The following is a 21,464-nucleotide window of genomic DNA, read 5'->3' on the forward strand; positions in this document are numbered from 1 at the left end:
CCGCAGGATGATTCCGCCGCGCGGGATGTCGGATACAAGTATCCGACCTACTCCGCTGCCGCCTGTTGTTTCCGAATCTCGCGTAGGGTGTGTGGCTCTGCCACGCACGCGGTTTGGGATTTGCAGGGAAACGCGCGGATTCGCTGCATGGCACGGGCCGCGTGCGTCGCCTTGGGGCGACACACCCTACGTCAGCGGCGGAGGCCGTCCCCGCCAGTACTCCTGCGGAGCATAAACGCAGGGATGACGTTTCTGAAAAACGTTTACGGCTGGCCGGGTGCGTTTTGCTGCCGTTCGGCGAGCTGTTGCAGGCGGCAGGCGGTTTGGGCGGGGGTGTCGGCGGGTGCGGGCGGCTGTTTGGCGGCGCGGTTGAGCTGGATTTGCCGCTGTACCATGTAGGCGAGGACGAGCAGCAGCGACACGCCGCCGAACACTGCCCAGCGCAGGGCGTAGAGCAGGTTGTCGGCGAGGCTGCGCTCAAAATCGGGGGCGAACAGCAGGGTGTAGAGCAGGGGGAGGAAGATGATGAGGCCGCCGTAGAGGCGTTGCCAGAAGAGGCCGCTGGTTTCTTTCACGCCTTCGCGTTCGTCGTCGCACAAAAAGGCGATGACGCGGCGCAGGCCGCTGCCGACGATGAACCAGCAGGAGAGGCTGACGGCGAGGGAGACGGCGGCGGTCATCAGGATGATGGCGAGGTTTTGCATGATGGTTTCCTTTCGTTGGCGGATGGGGATTGGGGTCTGTTGACATTCGGCCTGCGAGTGGTTTTTTGCCAAAAACACCGCCGCAAGGCTGATTGTCAACAGACCCTAGTATTGCCGCAGCTTTTGGCGGGCGGCGGCGTTTTGCTTGGCGCAGTAGGCCGCCGTCTGCTGCGGACTGTTTCCGGCGCGGCGGGCTGCTTCGGCGTGCGGGGCGACGTAGGCGTTGAGCCGCTCCTGCACGGCTTCTTTCTGCGCGGCGTATTTGCCGGCAACAAGGGCTTCGCAGCGGGAAACTTCGCGCAGGTGGGCGGCGAGTTTGTCCTGCGGCACGGCGCGCGCGGCCTCGTCGGCGGGGCAGGGCATGGTGAAGACCATGATGTCCATATTGTCGCGGAAGATTTGTTCGCAACGCGCCAGTTCGTTTGCGGCGGCAGAGGCGGCGGCGGGCAGCAGGGCGGCCAGAGTAAGCAGGGGGAGCAACGGTGTTTTCATTTTTTCGTCCTTTTTTCGGGTGGCAGATAACAGGTGCCATTCTCGCACGGCGGGCGCGGCAGCAGCCAGCGCGGAAAACGGTAGCGGTTGCGGGCGAACCAGGGATAGAGGCGGTCGCAGAGCGGCGCGATCAGCGGCAGATTGGCGAGTTTCACCAGCGTAAAGCGTTCGGCGTGCTCGTGCATCAGGCGCACGGCGGCCATGCCGCGCACCATTGTGCCGTCGCCACGCAGGATGTGCAGGTAGGTCATGGCTTGGGCGGGGCTGATGCCGTGGCGGCGTAGGATTGCTTCGCTGCTCTGCACGGGTACGGTGTCGAACTCGGCGGCGCGGCGGTCGGACAAAACTAAATCCATCTCACGCACGCATAGCGGGCATCGGGCATCGTAAAAAATCGTGTGTTTCATGGTTTTTCCTTTCATTAGTCAGGGTTTCAGACGGCCTCAGAACCTGCTCTAAGCTGGTTTCAACACCATTAAAAAGTAAATCGCCAGCGTGGCGCAGAAGGCGGGGTAGCCCAAAAGCTCCCACAGCCGCGCGTAACGCCAATACTGCCCGGGCAGCGTGGTTTCGCCCGCCTCATTGGCCGCCTGCGCGATTTTGGCCAGGCAGATTTGCAGCCACACCACCGGCAGCCAGCACGCGCCACAGAGCAGGTAAAGGCCGAGCGTCCACGCAATCCAGCGCGTATCGAAGGACAAATGCGCCTGCGACATCATCCACCAGCCCGAGAGCGGCTGGAAAATCACGGCGGGCGTGGTAAACCACCAGTCGGCCTTGATCACCCATTTGGACACCACCGCCTGCGCCGGCACCGAGCCGCTGCGGTTCGCCCAAAACAGATAAAACGCCGTGCCGAAGCCCGTGCCCACCATCAGCGTGGCCGAGAGAATATGCAGGGTTTTGACGACAAGATAAGTGTTCACGGTTTGCTCCTTTTATTAGGGTCATTAAGGTCTGTTTATTGCCAACATGCCCACGCACGCTTTCAGACGGCCTCTTGCCGCGCCGCCCGCCACAAAAAAACCATCAGCGCGAAAATCGGCAGGTTTTTCACCAGCGGCGCGAACGGGTGCAGCCACATCTGCGGCAGCGCGAGGGCGATGATTGCGCTGTATCCCGCCACCGTCGCCGCCTGCGCCAGCCACAGCACGGGGCGGCGGCGGGCGCGGCTGAAACACAGCAGGCCGAACAGCACGTCCAGCAGCGAAGCCGCCAGCAGCACGGGATACCGAAAGGCCGTCTGAAAACCCACCGCCGCGAGCAAATCCAAAGATTCCTGCCGCGCGGCCAGCAGCGGCTGCAAACCGCTCCACAGCCACAACGCGCCCAGCGAGTAGGGCAGGTAAACGGGAACGTCGGGTCGGGTATTCATTATTTTTCTTTCTAAATTTCTGTTGAAACAGAAATGCAGGGTTAAAAAATTTTGGCGCGGGCGGGGCGGTTTGCCTGTTCCGAACAGCGTTTGCGCGTCAAACCCCCGCCGCGCGGCGCGGAAACACCGACAGCGCAAGCGTCGCCGCACTCAAACCGCCCGCAAGGGCAAACATATAGATTGTGCCGTTGTTTCCGGCCGCGCCGCCGTCGAAATGCTGCATCAAAACACCAAACAGCGCAGACACCGCCGCCCCGGCCGCTGCCGCCAAAACCGTGTTCGCCGCGCTGCAGTAGGGCTGCCATACCGCCAGAATGCACGACATCACAGCGGCGGGCACAAAGCCCAGAAACGTGCCGAAAATCAGGAAAAACGGCAGCAGCAATAAAATACCGAAGGCTTCCGGCGAGCGCATCCCGCCGGCGGCAAACGCACCCAAAGCAATCACCACCGCCAGCCAAATCCCGCCCAGCGGCGCGCCGCACAACAGCGTTGTCCACAGCACGGCCGCACGCGGATAAGGCGCGGCGGTTTGTTCGGACGGCTCGGCGGAAGGGGCGGGAAGATTCATCGTGCGCTCTCACATTGCAGGTTTTCGGAACACCGCCACTGTTTTCCGCTTCTTTGAAACGGCGTTTTTAAACGGCCTCAGCGGTTTGCTTCGGCGGCATTTTATGCCTTTTAAAATTTCTGTCAATACAGAAATTAAAATAAGCTGACATTTTCACCGTTTCCGCAAACCGAAAGCCAAGCGGGCGCAGTCCCTGCCGGTTTGTCGGGCATAAATGTCCGACCTACTTTGCTGAAACCATGTAGGGTGGGTCTTGACCCACCATAACGATGCGGGTGGAAACGGTGGGTCGAGACCCACCCTGCGCGCTGCGTTTTCAGACGGCCTTTTGGGGGCGCGGCGGAAATAAATATAGAAGGCCGTCTGAAAGCGCAGCTTCGGCGCAGGCAAGACCGTGTTTCGAGGTTTTTCAGACGGCCTATGCCCAACGGAAACCGCGTGTGTGGCTGCGCCACACACCCTATGTTTGGTTCGGCATGGGCGGTTTTTTCAGACGGCCTCCGCCGTTAAGGTAGGGTGTGTCGCCCCGAGGCGACGCACGCGGTCTTTGTGGTGCGGCGGAAACATATAAGGCCGTCTGAAAAAACGTATTTGGGGATTTTTCAGACGGCCTTTGGGCGGGATGACAGAAACTGCGTGCGTGGCTTGCGCCACACACCCTGCGTTTGGTTCGGCATGGGCGGTTTTTTCAGACGGCCTCCGCCCAACAAAAACCGCGTGCGCGGTTTGCGCCACACATCCTATATAACCAGCCCCGCTATTCCTTCAACTGCCTGCGCTCGTACACGGCCTGCGCCAGTGTGCCGGCGTCGATGTATTCGAGTTCCGCGCCCAGGGGCATGCCGCGTGCGAGGCGGCTGATTTTGCAGGGTAGGGTTTTGAGCAGTTCGGCCAGGACGTAGGCGGTGGCGTCGCCTTCGGCGGTGAAGCCGGTGGCGATGATGATTTCTTCCACTTCGCCGCCGCCGAGGCGGGCGATGAGTTTTTCGAGGGCGATGTGTTCCAAATCCATGCCCTGCGCGGGGTTGATCTGCCCCATCAGCACGAAATACAGGCCGTCGTGGCAGTGCGCGGCTTCCATGCCGGCCACGTCGGCGGGCATGTGCACAATCATCAGCCGCCGCCCGTCGCGCTCGGGGTCGGCGCAGACGGGGCAGATTTCGTCTTCGCAGAAGGTGTTGCAGCGGGTGCAGTGGCGCACTTGTTTGAGTGCGTGTTGCAGGGCTTCGGCCAGTTCGGTCGCGCCGTCGCGGTTGTGCTGCAACAGGTGGAAGGCGATGCGCTGGGCGGATTTGGGGCCGACGTTGGGCAGTGTTTTGAGCGCGTCGGTGAGGCGGGAATAGGCGTCTTGCGGTTTGGGCATGGGATTTTTTGTTTTTTAACGGGGGACACGGTTTGAGGCCGTCTGAAAAACAGGTTTTCAGACGGCCTTTTGCTGCATTAAAGCCGTTTACGCGCCGTAAACCGGGTTTTTCGCGCACAGTGTCTGCGCGGCTTGGGCGACGCGGGCGAGGTTGGCTTCGTCGTTGGGGTTGTCGAGCACGTCGGCCACCAGATTGGCCAGTTCGCGCGCGTCGGCTTCGCTGAATCCGCGCGTGGTGATGGCGGCCGCGCCCACGCGGATGCCGCTGGTTACAAACGGTTTTTCCGGGTCGTTGGGGATGGCGTTTTTGTTGATGGTGATGTGCGCCTTGCCCAGGGCTTCTTCGGCGGCCTTACCGGTGATGTTTTTCGGGCGCAGGTCAACGAGGAACACATGGCTTTCGGTGCGGCCGGACACAATCCGCAGGCCGCGTTTCACCAATTCTTCCGCCATCGCTTTGGCGTTGGCCTTCACCTGTTTGGCGTAGGTTTTGAATTCCGGCTGCAAAGCTTCTTTGAAGCACACCGCCTTGGCGGCGATGACGTGCATCAGCGGGCCGCCTTGCAGGCTGGGGAAAATCGCCGAATTGAGGGCTTTTTCGTGGGTGGTGTCGCGGCAGAGGATCACGCCGCCGCGCGGGCCGCGCAGGGTTTTGTGCGTGGTGGTGGTAACAAAGTCGGCAAAGGGCACGGGATTGGGATACTCGCCCGCCGCAATCAGGCCGGCATAATGCGCCATGTCCACAAACAGATACGCGCCCACTTTGTCGGCGATTTCGCGGAAACGCGCCCAGTCGATTTCCAGCGCGTAGGCCGACGCGCCCGCCACAATCATTTTCGGCTTGTGTTCCAGCGCGAGGCGTTCCACCTCGGCATAGTCCAACACCTCGTTTTCGTCCAAACCGTAGGCCACCGCCTGATACAGCTTGCCCGAAATATTCACACTCGCGCCGTGGGTCAGATGCCCGCCGTGCGCCAGGCTCATGCCCAAAATCGTGTCGCCGGGTTTGAGCACCGAAGTGTAAACCGCCTGATTGGCCTGCGAACCCGAATGCGGCTGCACATTGGCATAGGCCGCGCCGAAAATCTGTTTCACGCGGTCGATGGCCAGCTGCTCGGCCACGTCCACATGCTCGCAGCCGCCGTAATAGCGTTTGGCCGGATAGCCCTCCGCGTATTTGTTGGTCAGCTGGCTGCCCTGCGCCTCCATCACCGCGCAGCTCACATAGTTTTCCGAGGCAATCAACTCGATATGATCCTGCTGGCGTTGGTTTTCGGCGGCGATGGCGGCGGCCAGCTCGGGGTCGAATTTGGCAATGGTAAGGCTTTTCGAGAACATAAAATCTCCTTCGGATAAGTTTTTCAGACGGCCTCAAAGCCGCAACGGACGGCCATTGTAGCAGCAGATTCCCCTTTGAAACAGCACGCATTCCCGCCCCGCATTTTCGCGTGTTTTGTAAACTTTCATTTGCCCAATGTAAAACCCGCGTTATAATCCGCTCCACTAGTCAAACAAGAATCAGCAAGAATCATACCTTGCCCAAACCAGACATAAAGGAGTAAACCCGTGCAAACAAACACCCCCCGCCTCACCACCCTCGCCGCCTGCATCGCCATGCTCGGCATCTCCCCCGCCATTGCCGCCGACAACACCGCCGCCACCCCCGCCGAATCCGCCGCCCTTGATGCCGTTATCGTCAAAGGCAGCAAAAACAAAGACCGGATCGGCCGCGACCGAGTTTACACCCGCGAAATCGTCAATCTTTACAAAGGGCGCGAAGAAGTCGAAACCTTCAAAGGCAACACTGTATCCGACCTCCTCAGCGGCATGGTCGGCGTGTACAGCGGCGACGCGCGCAACAGCGGCGCGCTGGATCCCAATATACGCGGCGTACAGGGGTAGGGACGGATTCCCGTAACCGTGGACGGCACCGAGCAGGCCATCACCGTATGGCGCGGCTATGCAGGTGCGAACAACCGCAACTATGTCGACCCCAACATCATCAGCAGCGTCTATGTCGAAAAAGGCCCGTCGTTTAACCGGGGCATCAAAAGCGGCATCGGCGGCTCGGTGGCCATGAAAACCATCGACGCCGACGACATTGTCCCCGAAGGCCAAAAATACGGCCTCGAAGTCAAAGTCGAAACCTCCAACAACTCCATCAAACAGCGCAAAAACGTCTACGAAGATTCCGTCGACTACCGCACCCTGCCCGAGCCCGCCTACGCCACCGGCGGCATCTGGCGTGCCATGCTCGACGGCTCCGACCGCGTAGATCAGCGTTTTTCCGGCCGCAACAAATTCTTCAAAGACAAAGCCTACCGCATCGCCGCCGCCACTAAACAGGACAACTTCGATGCCATGCTGGCCTACGCCTACCGCAGCAAAGGCAATTATTTTTCCGGCAAAAAAGGCGCGGAACGCTACGGCTACATCGGGCCGTGGACGCAGGAAACCCTAGACAAGCTCAAACGCCTCCAAGAAGAAGCCGCTGCAAGAGGAGAAAAGTTTTGGGGAAGCGAAAACATGCTCGGCTCACCCAATATCGCCCGAGTCGGCCTGTTTTTCCACCCCGGCGGCGAAGTTTCCAACACCTCGCTCGAAACCGAATCATGGATAGGCAAAACCACCTTCCGCCTGCCGCACCGCCAAACCCTCAAACTCGGCCTGCGGCGCACCAACACCACCTTCGGCGACGTCATGCCCTCACGCATCATCGGCCCCATCAGCAGCAAAGCCGAAGACCTCAACAAAATCGCCGAATGGCTGCGCTCGTGGGTGAAACAGAATTCCGCCAACATCGATTACACCTTCAAACCCGAAAACAGCCGCTGGATCGATTTCACCGCAACCCTGTGGACAACCCGCACCAAATCCAAAACCAACACCGCCGGCGGCGCACCCGGCGACACCTTATATGAAGACAATGAATTCCAACGCCGCTACGACAGCGAAATCGGTTTGTGGCAATCCCTGATGCAGCAATGGCCGTATTTGAGCCCCAGCGAACGGCAGGACTTGATTGATGCCGGATACAGCCCCGACAAAAAGCCCAAAGTCGATCCCACCACACCCAACACCGACGGCAGGTTCAATACCGTTCAAGGCCAAGCCTATTACGCCAAAAACGACCGCAACGGCTTCACTTTCTCCAACCGCATGAAACTGCATCCCAAGCTGGATTTGACCGTGATGGGCGACTACCAATACGAAAAACTGCGTTCGCGCGACGAATACTCCGACGAACCGCGCTGGATGGGCATGGACAAATACAAAGACGAAATTACCAACAATACTATCCGTGCTAACTATGAATTAAGCCGTTTCGGCTACCCGCGCAACGGGCGGCGGCACGAAGCCAATTTGGGCTTCAATTTTCATTTTAAGCCTACAAACTGGCTAGACTTGACTGCGGGGGTGAGATATACGCATTTCAGCATTAACGATGACGGCAGGGTTGCCAAAGAAGGTTTGACCGTTTTCGGGTATCCGATACCGATAAACAGAGGCCAGGGAATAGTCTTTACCCGCATTGTCACACCTGAAGAATATGCGGTTTATAAAGCAGCAAAAGCCGTATCCGATGAAACGCTTGATGAGATGTGGAAAAGGCAGGAGTTTGTTCGGGCGGAGACAATTAAAGAGCAGCAGAAATTCCTCAAATTGAACGATCAGGGCGTGCCTTATCTTGTATATGATTCGAGATTTATCAATCCGCAAACAAAAGACAATCCCGATTTTTCCAAATTTGCCTATCACTATACCGAGCCCTATGACAAACCTCTGCCGCCTGTTTTGTATTGGGATAAGGATTCATCAGGCCGTCTGAAACTTGAAAACCACCCCATGCTGAATAATCAGCACAAAGATATTCTGGATGCTACTGCGGAAAATCCCGCCTACGACCCCAATGACCCTAATAGTCCGAAAACGGCTAAAAAATATATTGTTACGGATAAGTTTGAAAATATAAACAACGCCAGCCAAGCCGAATTAAACCGCATCCGGCATCAAAAAGGCGGCGGCTGGGCACCCGCTTTTTCCGCCACAATAAACCTTACCGACCACACCCGCGTCTACCTGCGCTATACCGAAACCCTGCGCTATCCCAGTATTTTTGAAGGCACATACGGATTCTCCAACTTTGACGGCGGCTTCAACCGTGCCGGCTGAGGCTGGAAACCCGAACACGCCAAAAACTGGGAAGTCGGCTACATCCATGATTTAACGGGCGCATTCCCCAAAATGCGCCGCGCCGACTTCCGCGTCAACTACTTTCACAACAAAACCAAAAACATCATCGACCGTGATCAATATTTGGAGTTTGAACAATTTGAAAAACAAGTGAAGACAGGCGTGGAGCTTTCTGCCCGCTCCGACAGCGGTAGAGTATTCGGAAGCTTGGGCGTATTGAGAAATCTTAAAAATGAAATGTGCGATGAGCTGTATGCCATACTCGGGATGAATCATCAAATTACGACTATTTAAAACCCGGCTCGGGCGGTAAAGCACCTTCTTGCAACCACGGAGGAGTCAGCGATTCGGGTTATCTGGCTTCTGCGCTGCAACCGCGCTGGTCGATTGATGCCGACCTCGGCGCACGTTTCTTCGGCGAAAAACTGGAAACAGGACTGCGCTTCCACTACCACAGCCGCATTAAGAAAAACCGTGATGAGGCATGGGAAAACTATCGTAAAGACCCAAAAGCACTGTATCACAATTATCAAATCATCGGGCAGGAATGGCAGCCCGTCGCCACATGGGACATGTACCTGCGCTACAAAATCCGCAAAAACATCACCGCCGAACTGGTCGGCACCAACCTGACCGACCGCTACTACCTAGACCCCCTCAGCCCCTCCTACATGCCCGCCCCCGGCCGCACCCTCCGCCTCGGCCTCACCGCCAAATGGTAACCCGCGCAACGCAGGCCGGTTCATACGCAGCGTGTGTCGCCCAAGACGACGCACGCGTTCCCTGTTCCCCAACAAAGGCCGTCTGAAAACCCGCAATACAGTTTTCAGACGGCCTTAAACCCCCTCCGCAAACATTGACCGCCTGCCGCAAAACACGGATAATCCGCGCCTTTCGCCGCCCGCGTGCGGCCAAACCGAATCCGCCGCCGCCGAACGAAGGCGGCCTTGTTAGGAGGTGATGTCTCCCCACGGCGCGCAACCCGCCCCGCCGCACGGCCAAAGCGTTGCACGACCCATTTTTCCGCCGTCGCCCTTTTTCAGACGGCCTCAACAAATTTAAAGGAAACAAAATGCCTACAATCAAAGTAAAAGAAAACGAACCCTTTGAAGTCGCCATGCGCCGCTTCAAACGCGCCATCGAAAAAACCGGCCTGCTCACCGAGCTGCGCGCCCGCGAAGCCTACGAAAAACCCACCACCGAGCGCAAACGCAAAAAAGCCGCCGCCGCCAAACGCCTGCAAAAACGCCTGCGCAGCCAGCAGCTGCCGCCGAAACTGTACTAACAGTTTCCTGTCCCCAACCGCGCCGCGCAACCGGCGCGGTTTTTGCGCTTATAATCCGCCCTTTCCAACCCGTAACCGAACAAGGAAGCCGCAAATGTCCCTGAAACAGCAAATCAACGAAGACATGAAAACAGCCATGCGTGCCAAAGACCAAGTGTCGCTGGGCACCATCCGCCTGATCAACGCCGCCGTCAAACAGTTTGAAGTGGACGAGCGCAAAGAGGCCGACGACGCGAAAATCGCCGCCATCCTCGCCAAAATGATCAAACAGCGCAAAGACAGCGTGAAAATCTACGCCGAAGCGGGACGGCAGGACTTGGCCGACAAGGAAAACGCCGAAATCGAAGTGCTGAACCGCTACCTGCCCGAAATGCTTTCCCCCGAAGCCATCGCCGCCGAAGTGGCCGCCGCCGTGGCCGAAACCGGCGCATCCTCCCCCGCCGACATGGGCAAACTGATGGGCGTGCTCAAAACCCGCCTCGCGGGCAAGGCCGACATGGGCGAAGTGAACAAAGCCGTCAAAGCCGCGCTGGCCAAGTAACAGGCCGTCTGAAAAAGGAGCCGCCATGCGCCAATCCTCGCTTTTCTTCCCGCTGCTGCTGATCACCGTCGGTGCGGCCTGGTTTCTCAAAACCACCGACATCCTGCCCGCTACCTCCACCATGATCGCCATCGGCCTGGCCGCCTTCGGCGTGCTGGTGCTGGTTACCGACGGCGTCAACAAACAATCGGTCGTGGCCGGCCCGCTCCTGGTGTACTGCGGCGCGGCGGTGTATTTGCGCAGCGAATACTGGATCGACCTCTCCCCGCTCACCGCCTTCGGCATGGTCGTCCTCGGCTGCCTGCTCCTGCTCTCGCGCAGCAGCCTGATTCCCTACAAAACCGCCAAACACCCGCCGCAATAAGGCCGCCAACCAAGCAAGAGGCCGTCTGAAAGCGCAGCTTCGGCGAAGCCAAAACCGCAAAACAACGGAGTAGGTCGGGCATTCATGCCCGACAAACCGGCAGATTTGAAAAACGTCGGGCATAAATGCCCGACCTACTGACCCATGCCGAACCAAACGTAGGGTGTGTCGCCCCAAGGCGACGCACGCGTTCCCTGCCGATCAACGCATCCTTCCCTTCCAACCCGAAACCGCGTGCGTGGCTTGCGCCACACACCCTGCCTGAACGGCAGAGGCCGTCTGAAAACCGTAAAACAGGTTTTCAGACGGCCTCTTGCTTCATACGCGCCCGCTTATGCGCGGCGGTTGGCCGTTATCTGCGGTAATACCCGCCGTAATATCCGTTGTCATACCCGCGCGGCGGCGGGTCGACGCGGAAGCCTCGGCTGTCATACGTTCCGTTGTCGATAAACGTGATGCCGCCGCTGTTGAAACGGATGCTGTTGCGCCCCGATTCCACCGAGCCGGCCATGCCGCCGTTGTCGTAGCGGAAATAGCGGCGCGGCGGGGGAGGGGGCGGGTAGCGGTCGTAGCGGCGGCCGTAGTAGTCGTCGCGGCCGCCGCGCGAGTCGTTGATGATAATTATGGGACGCTCTTCGCTGGTGGTGAGGTAGTCCGCCGCGCCCGCTCCGGAAACCGCCACCAGCATCAGGGCGGCCAGAAAATACCGGTTCATATTCATATCGTTCACTCCTTAATCTGGGGGCTGTTTGCATTGGGTATTGCGGCGGTGTTTTTGGTAAAAATCCACGCCTGCCGCGTCAAAAATGCGCGCAAGGTGTCCAACCATGCTGTGTTTTTTTTCCTTGCATACGCGGATTTTTCCTCAAAAAACCGCTTCGCAAACCAAATGCAAACAGCCTTGGCGGCACGATCCGCCAAGCGCATTATGCCCCCATTTTATGTAAGCGTTTGTCGGACAATCCGCCAAAGCGCGCAAACCGCCGCCCTTTTGGCAAAACCGCGCCGCCCTGCTATCCTTCGCGCCCCAAACCGCAACCCGAAAAAGGAAACGCCATGAACCAAATCCCCGCCGAACTCAAATATGCGGCCAACCACCAATGGCTGCGCCGCGAAAGCGACGGAAGCTTCACCGTCGGCATCACCTTCCACGCGCAGGAGCTTTTGGGCGACATTGTGTACGTCGAGCTGCCCGAATCCGGTACGAAACTGGCCGCCGGCGCGCAGGCCGGGCTGGTGGAATCGGTCAAATCCGCCTCCGACGTGTACGCCCCGATCGCGGGAGAAATCACGGAGGCCAACGAAACGCTGGCCTCCGCGCCCGAAACCGCCAACAGCGACCCCTACGGCGCAGGCTGGTTGTTTAAAATCAAGCCCGACAACCCCGCCGACTGCGACGCGCTGATGAGCGCGCAGGAATACGCCGCCTCGCTGTAAAACCGTCGGCAAGCGCAGGAAATACGCCGCGTTTATCCGAGTTTACAACCGCTTAACCTGCCGCCCGATAGTTTGTGCGGCAGGGCGCGTTTTGCATGAAAACGGATATTTCGCGGCAAAACGCGCCGTTTTCCAATATTATGCTGGACTTTTAACGGCACTTTGGTAACAATGCGCGTTTGTTTCAGGCGCGCCGCGCGCGCCGCAGGATTTTTTACCGGCCGTTTCCCCGAACGTCCGCTTATTTTCGCAAGGAAACCCGAAATGGATTTACGCAAACTCAAAAAACTGATCGATCTGGTTGAAGAATCCGGCATCGCCGAAATCGAAGTAACCGAAGGCGAAGAAAAAGTGCGCATCACCCGCGCCACCGCCGTTCAGCCCGTGTACGCGCCCGCGCCCGTCCAAGCCGCCGCACCCGCTGCGGCCGCGTCCGCGCCTGCCGCAGCGACACCCGCCGTGCCTGCCGCCCCCGCTGCCCGCGATTTGTCGGCCGCGCAGAAATCGCCGATGGTCGGCACCTTCTACCGCGCCGCCAGCCCCACCAGCCCGGCCTTCGTCGAAGTCGGCCAAACCGTCAAAGCCGGCGACACCCTCTGCATCATCGAAGCCATGAAGCTGATGAACGAAATCGAAGCCGAAAAATCCGGCGTGGTCAAAGAAATCCTGGTGGAAAACGGCACGCCCGTCGAATACGGAGAGCCGCTCTTCATCATCGAATAAATCTTTTCAGACGGCCTCTGCTGCAAAAGAGGCCGTCTGAAACCTTTCCCGAACCGCAAGGAAACCGCCATGCGCCTGCTGCTCGCCATCTTCCTGCCCTGGCTGCAATTTTTCACCATCGGCCGCCCCATCGCCGGCATCGTCTGCCTGATTCTGCAACTCACCCTGATCGGCTGGATACCCGCCGCCCTGTGGTCGGTGTATGCCCTGAGCCAGTACAAAACCGACCGGAAAATCCGCGACGCGCTGGGCCGTTGAGGCCGCAAAACGGCTGAGGCCGTCTGAAAAACCGCCGCGCAACACAGGAAAACCATCATGCTGAAAAAAGTTTTAATCGCCAACCGGGGCGAAATCGCCCTGCGCGTCCTGCGCGCCTGCCGCGAAATGGGCATCGCCACCGTCGCCGTCCACTCCGAAGCCGATCGCGACAGCCTCCATGTCAAGCTGGCCGACGAATCCGTCTGCATCGGCCCCGCCCCCTCGCCGCAAAGCTACCTGAACATCCCCGCCATCATCGCCGCCGCCGAAGTAACCGGCGCGGACGCCGTCCACCCCGGCTACGGCTTTCTTGCCGAAAACGCCAGCTTCGCCGAACAGGTCGAACAGTCCGGCTTCGTCTTCATCGGCCCGCACGCCGACACCATCCGCCTGATGGGCGACAAAGTGTCCGCCAAACACGCCATGCTCGAAGCGGGCGTGCCCTGCGTGCCCGGTTCCGACGGCGCACTGCCCGACGACCCCGAAGCCATCCTGAAAACCGCCGAAAAAGTGGGCTACCCCGTGATCATCAAAGCCTCCGGCGGCGGCGGCGGACGCGGTATGCGCGTGGTCGAGAAAAAAGAAGACCTCATCAAATCCGTCGAAATGACCAAAGCCGAAGCCGGCGCGGCCTTCGGCAACCCCATGGTCTATATGGAACGTTACCTGCAACGACCGCGCCACGTCGAAATCCAAGTTCTCGCCGACGAACACGGCAACGCCATCTATCTGGGCGAGCGCGACTGCTCCATGCAGCGCAGACACCAGAAAGTCATCGAAGAAGCCCCCGCCCCCGGCATCACCGCCAAAGAGCGCGAAAAAATCGGCAAAGCCTGCGTCGAAGCCTGCAAACGCATCGGCTATCGCGGCGCGGGCACATTCGAATTCCTCTACGAAGACGGCGAGTTTTTCTTCATCGAAATGAACACCCGCGTCCAAGTCGAACACCCCGTAACCGAACTCATCTCCGGCGTGGACATCGTGCAGGAGCAGCTGCGCGTGGCCGCCGGCGAAAAACTGCAATACAAACAAAAAGACATCGTCCTCGAAGGCCACGCCTTCGAGTGCCGCATCAACGCCGAAGACCCCTACAACTTCATCCCCAGCCCCGGCCTGATCGAAAGCTGCCACCTGCCCGGCGGCTTCGGCATCCGCGTCGACAGCCACATCTACCAGGGCTACCGCATCCCGCCGAACTACGACAGCCTGATCGGCAAAATCTGCGTCCACGGCAAAACCCGCGAACAAGCCATCGCCAAAATGCGCGTCGCCCTCGCCGAACTGGCCATAACCGGCATCAAAACCAACACCCCGCTGCACCGCGACCTGTTCGCCGACCCCGGCTTCTGCGAAGGCGGCATGAGCATCCACTACCTCGAACACTGGCTGGAAGCGCGCAAAGAGCGGCTGGTAAAAGAGAAATAAACCGTCCGACACCGGACATAAAACAGGCCGTCTGAAAACCACGATGCGGTTTTCAGACGGCCTTCTGTTTGGATAGCGGACTTTTAACTTCGTTGAAGCTGTGCTTTCAGTAACGTCATTTCCGCGTAGGCGGGGACGGCCTTTCAATGGCAGAAACCGTGTGCGTTGCCTCGGGGCGACACACCCTGCGGATGGATCGGCATGGGGTGGTGGATTCGGCTGTCAAGGCAGGGTGTGTGGCACAACCACGCACGCGGTTTGGGTTTTGGGTGAAGAGCGCGGATTGGGGATGCAGCAGAGACCGCGTGCGTCGCCTCGGGGCGACACACCCTACGATAGGTTCGGTATGGGTAGGTAATGTTTTTCAGACGGCCTTTTGCGCCCACGCAGTTTGGGTTTTGGGTGAAATGCGCGGATTCGTTATACGGCAGGGAATGCGTGCGTCGCTGGGGCGACACACGCTACCCCAGCGGCATAGGCCGTCTGAAAGCGCGGCTTCGGCGCAGCCAAAAATCTGTTTACGGATTTTCAGACGGCCTTTCGTTTTGATCGGGCAAACCGTGTGCGCCGCATGGCAGGAACGTGTGTTGTGTTTCGGCTTTGTTGGGAGCTGGTTTTGGCTGCGTCGAAGCTGCGTTTTCAGACGGCCTGTTGCGGGATGAGGACGAGGAATTGGCGCAGGCTGTAAAAGTGTTCGCGCTGCGGCCAGGGCAGGCGGGCGAGGGCTTGTTCGGCGAAGGAGTGGTTTTGGTTGTCGAGCATGAATTCGACGCAGTCGGTGTTGTTTGCGCTCTGGCTGTAATAGAAGCGGGCGAAGTGGATGGCGGGGGCGGGGCGGATACGGTGCAGGGCTTCGCGGATGGCGGCGGTGAGGGCGTCGGTGGGGAGGGCGGGTTTTTCGCCGGCGTATTTGATGACGGCGGGGCCGGTGTGGATGTGGAAGGGGGTGCCGCCGAGTGTCCGGTGTTCGGCGGTGTCGTGCCGGCCGTCGAGGGCGTTGAGGAGGGTGTGGAACGCGCTTTCCTGGAAGTTTTCCCAGTTGCCGCTGAGGGCTTCTTCGACGGTTTGGCCGATGTCGCCGTAGGATTCGTAGAGTTGGCGGCCGTCGGGGAGGGTGGTTTCGACGTCGAGGCGGGTGATGACGGCGTTGGGGTGGCGTTGGCTGACGTAGGCGAGGGTGTCGAAGGCGGCGGGGGTTTGGAGGCGGGGGATGAGTTTGCCGTTTTCTTCGCGTACGGGGTGGCCGTGGGCGGTGAAGGCGGCGTGGAGGATTTGGTTGAGGGTGTAGTCGGTGTTTTCGGTGTTGTCGGTGTCGGGGGTTTGGTCGGTCATGGTGCGGCCTTTGCGGGGGCGGTTTGATTTGGTTTTTGGCTGCGCCGAAGTTGTGCTTTCAGACGGCCTGTATGTCGAAGCGGATGCCGGTTTTCGCCCATTGTTCGCGTTCATCGGCGAGCGTGCCGGCGGTGAGGGGGTTTTCTTGCAGCCATTTGCCGCTGATGCGCAGGATGTAGGTTTTGGGGTCGGGGCTGCGCAGTTGGGTGAATTGGGGGAGGGTGAGGGGGAGGCGGGCACGGTTGAAGAGGACGGCCAGGCGCAGGGCGAAGAGGGCGTGCGACATCATGGGGCCGGCGGCGATGGTGTCGGCGACTTTGCGCAAATCGCCCCTCTGGCCGAGGGTGAGGGCGGCGAGGATTTGCTGTTCTTTGCGGGAGAAGCCGGGCATGTCGGCCTGGTCGAGGATGTAGGCGGTGTGTTTGTGGTAGGCGGTGTAGGCGATGTCGATGCCGATTTCGTGCAGTTGCGCCGCCCAGCGCAGGTATTGCCGCCAGTGGTTGAGTTCGTGCACGGAGGCGTTTTGCGACAGGCTTTCGAGGAGGAGGGCGGCGGTGTGGGCGACGCGGGCGGCCTGGCTTTGGGAGACGTGGTAACGCTGCTGGAAGAGGGCGACGGTTTGTTCGCGCATGTCTTCGTTGAGGCTGCGGCCGATGAAGTCGTAGAACACGCCGTCGCGCAGGGCTGCGTCGGTTACGGTCATGGTTTGCACGCCGAGTTCTTCAAATACGGCGGCCATGACGGCGAGGCCGCCGGCGAAGACTTCGACGCGCTCGGGTTTGAGTCCTTCGAGGCGGGCTTTTTTGACGCTGCCGGCGGCGGCGATGCGGCGGATGAGTTTGTCCATGCCGGCGCGGGTGATGGTTTCGGCGGTGTTGCCGGTTTCGGCGGCGAGCACGTCGCGGATGGATTTGGCCGAGCCGGATGTGCCGACGGCGAAATCCCAGCCGGTGCGTTTGTAGTGCTGGGCGATGCGCTGGATTTCGGCACGGGCGGCGGTGATGGCCGCTTGGAATTCTTTTTCGCCGTTTTTGTTTTTGAAAAAGCGCATGGTGTAGGTAACGCAGCCCAGGGGCAGGCTTTCGGTGCATTGGGGCTGCGCCTGCGAGCCGATGACGAATTCGGTGGAACCGCCGCCGATGTCAACCACCAGCATTTTGTCGCCGTTGGGCGGCAGGGTGTGGATGACGCCGGTGTAGATGAGGCGGGCTTCTTCGCGGCCGGCGATGATTTCGATGGGAAAGCCGAGGGCGGCTTCGGCTTTGGGGATGAACGATTCGATGTTTTTGGCGACGCGGAAGGTGTTGGTGGCGACGGCGCGGACTTGTTCGGGGGTGAAGCCGCGCAATCGTTCGCCGAATTTGGCCAGGCAGGCGAGGGCGCGCTGCTGGGAGGCCTGGTCGAGGTTTTTCTGGTCGTCCAAACCGGCGGCGAAGCGCACCATTTCTTTGATGGAATCGACCGCTTGGAGCTGGCCGCCGTGGTTTTGGCAGATTTGCAGGCGGAAGCTGTTGGAGCCCAGATCGACGGAGGCGAGCATTTGCGGGGCGTTGGGTGTGTGCATGGCGGCGGGCTGGGAAAACGAAAGGCGGCATTGTAAACAGGCCGTCTGAAAACCGCAATTTCAGACGGCCTTGGGCTGTGGCAGAACAGGAAGCCGTCTGAAAAAACAAAATCCGCTTTTCAGACGGCCTGTTCCCATCCGATTCATGCCGAACCTAAGGTAGCGTGTGTCGCCCTAGGCCGTCTGAAAGTCTGAAAGCGCGGCTTCGGCGGCCGGAACCGCTTGGCCGCGCTTGCACCGCAGATTTTACCCCGCAAACAGCGGGTTTTGGTTAAAATGCGTCAATCATTTTTACGCTTGCGGCCGCTGCTTCGGGCGCGGCTGTTTATCCGAACCGCAAACAGGGAGTTTTTCATATGAACCAATACGATCCTTCTTCTTTCCAATCCGCGCCGCCGCCGTCCGCACCGCCGGTGCGGCAGCCGCCGCGCCTGTTGGCCGAGCCGCGCAAGGTGGCGTGGGGCGAGGGCGCGTCGTGGATCGGGCGGGCGTGGCGGATGTTTATGCTGCGGCCGTGGCTGTGGATCGGGATGGTGTTTGTGATGTTTTTGATTCAGATGGCCTTGTCGCTTATTCCGTTTGTCAGCATCGTGGCCAATCTGCTGCCGCTGTTTTTCGTCGGCGGCTTTATGCTTTCCTGCGACGCGCTGCAAGAGGGCGGCGAGCTGGAGTTCGGCTATCTGTTTTCCGGTTTCAAATATAAATTCAACGAGCTGGCGGTTCTGACGCTGCTGTATATCCTGTTTGTGTTTGTGGCGGTGATTGTGGCAGGCATTCTGTTGGCTGTCTTCGCCGCAGGCATGGATTGGAACGAGTTTTCCGCCGCCATCAGAAACAGCGGCGCACCCGATATGTCTTTTGTGCTGCTGATGGTGCTGTTCGGGCTGATTATGCTGCTGTTCGTCATCCCGCTGGTTATGATGGTGTGGTTCGCGCCCGCGCTGATTACGCTGCACGACGTGCCGCCGTTTGAGGCGATGAAGATGAGCTTCAAAGGCTGCCTGCGCAATATGGGCGCGTTTGTGGTCAACGCGCTGGTGTGGCTGGGCGCGGGCATCGTGGTGGGGCTGGTGTTCGTGCTGCTGGCCGTACTGTTTGCCGGCGGCGTATCCGGCTTGGGCAGCGATACCGGCGGGGCGGTGGTGGGGCTGCTGGTGTTGCTGATGATTCCTCTGTGGCTGGTCGCCACCGTCATTACGCAGATCAGCTACTACACCGCCTACCGCAGCATTTGGACCGATCCGCCGTTGAACAATTAATCCGCCGCTGCGTTGCCATATATGACCGAGGCCGTCTGAAAATGTTTTCAGACGGCCTTTTTAGACAAATGGTCTAAAAAATTTCATAAAAACGGGAATCGCTTTGCAAAATGAAAAATTTTTAGACATTTTGCTTGCGCAGCGGCACGTTCGCCGCTAATATGGCCGCCGTTTTCCCTTGAATACCAAGTACAAAATCATGAACACCACAGCGCAAACCCTCTACGACAAACTCTGGAACAGCCACGTCGTCCGCGAAGAAGAAGACGGCACGGTGCTGCTCTACATCGACCGCCATCTGGTGCACGAAGTTACCAGCCCGCAAGCCTTTGAGGGCTTGAAAATGGCGGGGCGCAAACTCTGGCGCATCGACAGCGTGGTCTCCACCGCCGACCACAACACCCCCACCGGCGATTGGGACAAAGGCATCCAAGACCCGATTGCCAAGCTGCAAGTGGACACTTTGGACAAAAACATCAAAGAATTCGGTGCGCTCGCCTATTTCCCGTTTATGGATCAAGGCCAGGGCATCGTGCATGTGATGGGGCCGGAACAGGGCGCGACGCTGCCCGGCATGACCGTCGTCTGCGGCGATTCGCACACCAGCACGCACGGCGCGTTCGGCGCATTGGCGCACGGCATCGGCACCAGCGAAGTCGAACACACGATGGCCACGCAGTGCATTACCGCCAAAAAGTCCAAGTCCATGCTGATTGAAGTGCAAGGCAGCCTGAAAGCCAATGTAACCGCCAAAGACGTGGCGCTCTACATCATCGGCCAAATCGGCACGGCCGGCGGCACGGGCTACGCCATCGAGTTCGGCGGCGAAGCCATCCGCAGCCTGACTATGGAAGGCCGTATGACCTTGTGCAATATGGCGATTGAAGCGGGCGCGCGCTCGGGCATGGTGGCGGTGGATCAGACCACTATCGATTATGTAAAAGGCAAACCCTTTGCGCCCAAAGGCGAAGCGTGGGACAAAGCGGTCGAATACTGGCGCACACTGGTGTCCGACGAAGGCGCGAAATTCGACAAAGTGTACACATTCCGCGCCGAAGACATCGAACCGCAGGTAACTTGGGGCACGTCGCCCGAAATGGTGTTGGACATCAGCGGCAAAGTGCCCAATCCCGCCGACGAGGCCGACCCTGTCAAACGCAGCGGCATGGAACGCGCCCTCGAATACATGGGCTTGCAAGCGGGCACGCCGCTCTCCGAAATCTCCGTCGATATTGTGTTTATCGGCTCGTGCACCAACAGCCGCATCGAAGATTTGCGCGAAGCCGCCGCCGTGGCCAAAGGCCGCAAAAAAGCCGACAACGTTTCGCGCGTGTTGATTGTGCCCGGCTCGGGCTTGGTGAAACGTCAGGCTGAAGCAGAGGGCTTGGACAAAATCTTCACCGACGCGGGCTTCGAGTGGCGCGAACCGGGCTGCTCGATGTGTCTGGCGATGAACGCCGACCGGCTCACCCCCGGCCAGCGTTGCGCCTCCACTTCCAACCGCAATTTTGAAGGCCGTCAGGGCAACGGCGGCCGCACCCACCTTGTCAGCCCCGCCATGGCGGCGGCGGCGGCGGTGAGCGGACATTTTGTCGATGTGCGCTCGATGGTTTGAGCAGGATGAAAATGTGATGAGGCCGTCTGAAAAGCTGTTTTTCAGACGGCCTCATTGTGTCGGGTATGTGGCGCAAGCCGCGCATGCGTTCTTTGGCGTTTAGGCCGTCTGAAATCTTTGCACCGCGATTCCGGCAAACCCTGAAACCGCGTGCGTGGCTGCGCTACACACCCTACCTTGGAAACCGCATTTGTGTTACCGGCGCAACTGTTTGTTTTTCAAACTCTGTCATCAAACCGAAGGCCGTCTGAAAACCTGTTTTACGGGTTTTCAGACGGCCTTTTCCGTATGCAGCCTTGCCGTTTCAAAGATACGGGTTGTGCTGCTTTTCGTAGCCCACGGTGGTGGTGCGGCCGTGGCCGGTGATGATTTCGGTGTCGTCGGGCAGGGTGAAGATTTTTTCGCGGATGTTTTTGATCAGATCGTCGTGGTTGCTGCGCTCGAAATCGGTGCGGCCGATGCTTTCGTAGAAAATCACGTCGCCGGCGATCAGCAGACCGGCTTCGGCGCAGTAAAACACGATGTGGCCGGGGGTGTGGCCGGGGACGTGCAGCACTTGGAAGCGGTATTTGCCCACGCTGAGCGTGTCGCCTTCTTCCAACCAGCGGGTAGGTATGAACGGTTTGGCGGGCGGGAAGTCGTATTGTTTGGTGATTTCGGCGAGGTTGGCCAGCAGGAAGCGGTCGGCTTCGTGCGGGCCGAGCACTTCGAGGTCGGGGCGCAGGGCGGTGAGTTCGGATACGCCGCTGACGTGGTCGAGATGCCCGTGGGTGAGCCAGACGGCTTTGACGGTGAGGCCGCGTTTTTCCGCTTCCTCCATCAGCTGCGGCACTTTGCCGCCGACATCGGTGAAAACGGCTTCGTTGGTTTCGTCGTCCCACATCAGCGTGCAGTTTTGGCGGAACAGGGTAACCGGGATGATTTCGACATGTAGCGACATTGTTTTCCTTGGATTTTTGTTT

The 21,464-nt window shown here is 59.3% G+C and carries 22 protein-coding genes and 1 pseudogene; 11 read left to right on the plus strand and 12 right to left on the minus strand.

Features of this window, described 5'->3' with window-relative positions; all coding sequences use genetic code 11:
- Positions 1–263: 263 nt before the first annotated feature.
- The 8 genes from H3L91_RS03970 to glyA form a co-directional block, all read right to left on the minus strand.
- Positions 264–704, minus strand: a complete 441-nt coding sequence (locus H3L91_RS03970) for a hypothetical protein (RefSeq protein ID WP_040659414.1) — start codon at positions 702–704, stop codon at positions 264–266.
- 105 nt (positions 705–809) lie between these two features.
- A complete protein-coding gene (locus tag H3L91_RS03975) occupies positions 810–1,196 on the minus strand; it encodes a hypothetical protein (RefSeq protein ID WP_007342237.1) in 387 nt (128 codons plus the stop codon).
- Positions 1,193–1,603 carry a thiol-disulfide oxidoreductase DCC family protein gene (locus tag H3L91_RS03980; protein WP_244958484.1) on the minus strand — a complete coding sequence of 137 codons (411 nt, stop codon included), beginning with the start codon at positions 1,601–1,603 and terminating at the stop codon, positions 1,193–1,195. Before H3L91_RS03980 ends, H3L91_RS03975 begins: the two co-directional genes overlap by 4 nt.
- A gap of 48 nt (positions 1,604–1,651) precedes the next feature.
- Positions 1,652–2,122 (minus strand): DUF2269 family protein, encoded by a 471-nt coding sequence (locus H3L91_RS03985; protein WP_007342239.1) that lies wholly within the window; start codon positions 2,120–2,122, stop codon positions 1,652–1,654.
- Between the two features lie 62 nt (positions 2,123–2,184).
- Entirely contained in the window at positions 2,185–2,571 is a 387-nt protein-coding gene (locus H3L91_RS03990; protein ID WP_040658765.1) for a DoxX-like family protein, read from the minus strand.
- Between the two features lie 97 nt (positions 2,572–2,668).
- Positions 2,669–3,142, minus strand: a complete 474-nt coding sequence (locus tag H3L91_RS03995) for a hypothetical protein (protein WP_007342241.1) — start codon at positions 3,140–3,142, stop codon at positions 2,669–2,671.
- Positions 3,143–3,899: 757 nt separating this feature from the next.
- Positions 3,900–4,505: a recombination mediator RecR gene (gene recR, locus H3L91_RS04000; RefSeq protein ID WP_007342245.1), complete on the minus strand. Its 606-nt coding sequence runs from the start codon at positions 4,503–4,505 to the stop codon at positions 3,900–3,902.
- Between the two features lie 87 nt (positions 4,506–4,592).
- Positions 4,593–5,843: a serine hydroxymethyltransferase gene (gene glyA / locus H3L91_RS04005; RefSeq protein WP_007342246.1), complete on the minus strand. Its 1,251-nt coding sequence runs from the start codon at positions 5,841–5,843 to the stop codon at positions 4,593–4,595.
- Between the two features lie 276 nt (positions 5,844–6,119).
- On the opposite strand from glyA, the pseudogene H3L91_RS04010 reads away from it, so the two are divergent.
- From H3L91_RS04010 to H3L91_RS04025, 4 genes and pseudogenes are all read left to right on the plus strand, one after another.
- Positions 6,120–9,421, plus strand: a pseudogene (locus H3L91_RS04010) (TonB-dependent receptor domain-containing protein).
- A 350-nt stretch (positions 9,422–9,771) separates the two neighbouring features.
- Entirely contained in the window at positions 9,772–9,984 is a 213-nt protein-coding gene (rpsU, locus tag H3L91_RS04015) for a 30S ribosomal protein S21 (RefSeq protein WP_040658767.1), read from the plus strand.
- 94 nt (positions 9,985–10,078) lie between these two features.
- Positions 10,079–10,525, plus strand: coding sequence for a GatB/YqeY domain-containing protein (locus tag H3L91_RS04020; RefSeq protein WP_007342252.1), 447 nt, complete (start codon positions 10,079–10,081; stop codon positions 10,523–10,525).
- A 25-nt stretch (positions 10,526–10,550) separates the two neighbouring features.
- Positions 10,551–10,889, plus strand: coding sequence for a membrane protein (locus H3L91_RS04025; protein WP_007342253.1), 339 nt, complete (start codon positions 10,551–10,553; stop codon positions 10,887–10,889).
- Between the two features lie 352 nt (positions 10,890–11,241).
- On the opposite strand, the gene H3L91_RS04030 is transcribed toward H3L91_RS04025, so the two are convergent.
- Positions 11,242–11,610, minus strand: coding sequence for a hypothetical protein (locus H3L91_RS04030; RefSeq protein ID WP_007342254.1), 369 nt, complete (start codon positions 11,608–11,610; stop codon positions 11,242–11,244).
- Positions 11,611–11,664: 54 nt separating this feature from the next.
- Between H3L91_RS04030 and H3L91_RS04035 the strand changes: the two genes are divergently transcribed.
- The 5 genes from H3L91_RS04035 to accC all read left to right on the plus strand — a co-directional run bounded on the left by H3L91_RS04035 (position 11,665) and on the right by accC (position 14,732).
- The gene (locus H3L91_RS04035; protein ID WP_169310092.1) at positions 11,665–11,949 is read left to right on the plus strand and encodes a hypothetical protein; all 285 of its coding nucleotides are present in this window, start codon (positions 11,665–11,667) and stop codon (positions 11,947–11,949) included.
- Positions 11,946–12,326, plus strand: a complete 381-nt coding sequence (gene gcvH / locus H3L91_RS04040) for a glycine cleavage system protein GcvH (RefSeq protein ID WP_007342256.1) — start codon at positions 11,946–11,948, stop codon at positions 12,324–12,326. The genes H3L91_RS04035 and gcvH overlap by 4 nt, the downstream gene beginning before the upstream one ends.
- A 264-nt stretch (positions 12,327–12,590) precedes the next feature.
- Positions 12,591–13,049: an acetyl-CoA carboxylase biotin carboxyl carrier protein gene (gene accB, locus H3L91_RS04045; protein WP_007342258.1), complete on the plus strand. Its 459-nt coding sequence runs from the start codon at positions 12,591–12,593 to the stop codon at positions 13,047–13,049.
- 69 nt (positions 13,050–13,118) lie between these two features.
- Positions 13,119–13,307 carry a YqaE/Pmp3 family membrane protein gene (locus tag H3L91_RS04050; protein ID WP_007342259.1) on the plus strand — a complete coding sequence of 63 codons (189 nt, stop codon included), beginning with the start codon at positions 13,119–13,121 and terminating at the stop codon, positions 13,305–13,307.
- A gap of 57 nt (positions 13,308–13,364) precedes the next feature.
- A complete protein-coding gene (accC, locus tag H3L91_RS04055; RefSeq protein ID WP_007342260.1) occupies positions 13,365–14,732 on the plus strand; it encodes an acetyl-CoA carboxylase biotin carboxylase subunit in 1,368 nt (455 codons plus the stop codon).
- A 639-nt stretch (positions 14,733–15,371) separates the two neighbouring features.
- Here accC and H3L91_RS04060 read toward each other — a convergent pair.
- A complete protein-coding gene (locus tag H3L91_RS04060; RefSeq protein ID WP_040658772.1) occupies positions 15,372–16,064 on the minus strand; it encodes a DUF6348 family protein in 693 nt (230 codons plus the stop codon).
- Positions 16,065–16,122: 58 nt separating this feature from the next.
- The gene (ppx, locus tag H3L91_RS04065) at positions 16,123–17,628 is read right to left on the minus strand and encodes an exopolyphosphatase (RefSeq protein WP_007342262.1); all 1,506 of its coding nucleotides are present in this window, start codon (positions 17,626–17,628) and stop codon (positions 16,123–16,125) included.
- 356 nt (positions 17,629–17,984) lie between these two features.
- Between ppx and H3L91_RS04070 the strand changes: the two genes are divergently transcribed.
- Both H3L91_RS04070 and leuC read left to right on the plus strand, forming a co-directional pair.
- The gene (locus H3L91_RS04070) at positions 17,985–18,887 is read left to right on the plus strand and encodes a BPSS1780 family membrane protein (protein ID WP_040658774.1); all 903 of its coding nucleotides are present in this window, start codon (positions 17,985–17,987) and stop codon (positions 18,885–18,887) included.
- A gap of 199 nt (positions 18,888–19,086) precedes the next feature.
- Entirely contained in the window at positions 19,087–20,502 is a 1,416-nt protein-coding gene (gene leuC, locus H3L91_RS04075; RefSeq protein WP_040658776.1) for a 3-isopropylmalate dehydratase large subunit, read from the plus strand.
- Positions 20,503–20,806: 304 nt separating this feature from the next.
- On the opposite strand, the gene H3L91_RS04080 is transcribed toward leuC, so the two are convergent.
- Positions 20,807–21,442: an MBL fold metallo-hydrolase gene (locus H3L91_RS04080; RefSeq protein ID WP_040659415.1), complete on the minus strand. Its 636-nt coding sequence runs from the start codon at positions 21,440–21,442 to the stop codon at positions 20,807–20,809.
- Positions 21,443–21,464 lie beyond the last annotated feature (22 nt).

It is taken from the genome of Neisseria bacilliformis (assembly GCF_014055025.1).
In the GTDB taxonomy this organism is placed as follows: domain Bacteria; phylum Pseudomonadota; class Gammaproteobacteria; order Burkholderiales; family Neisseriaceae; genus Neisseria; species Neisseria bacilliformis.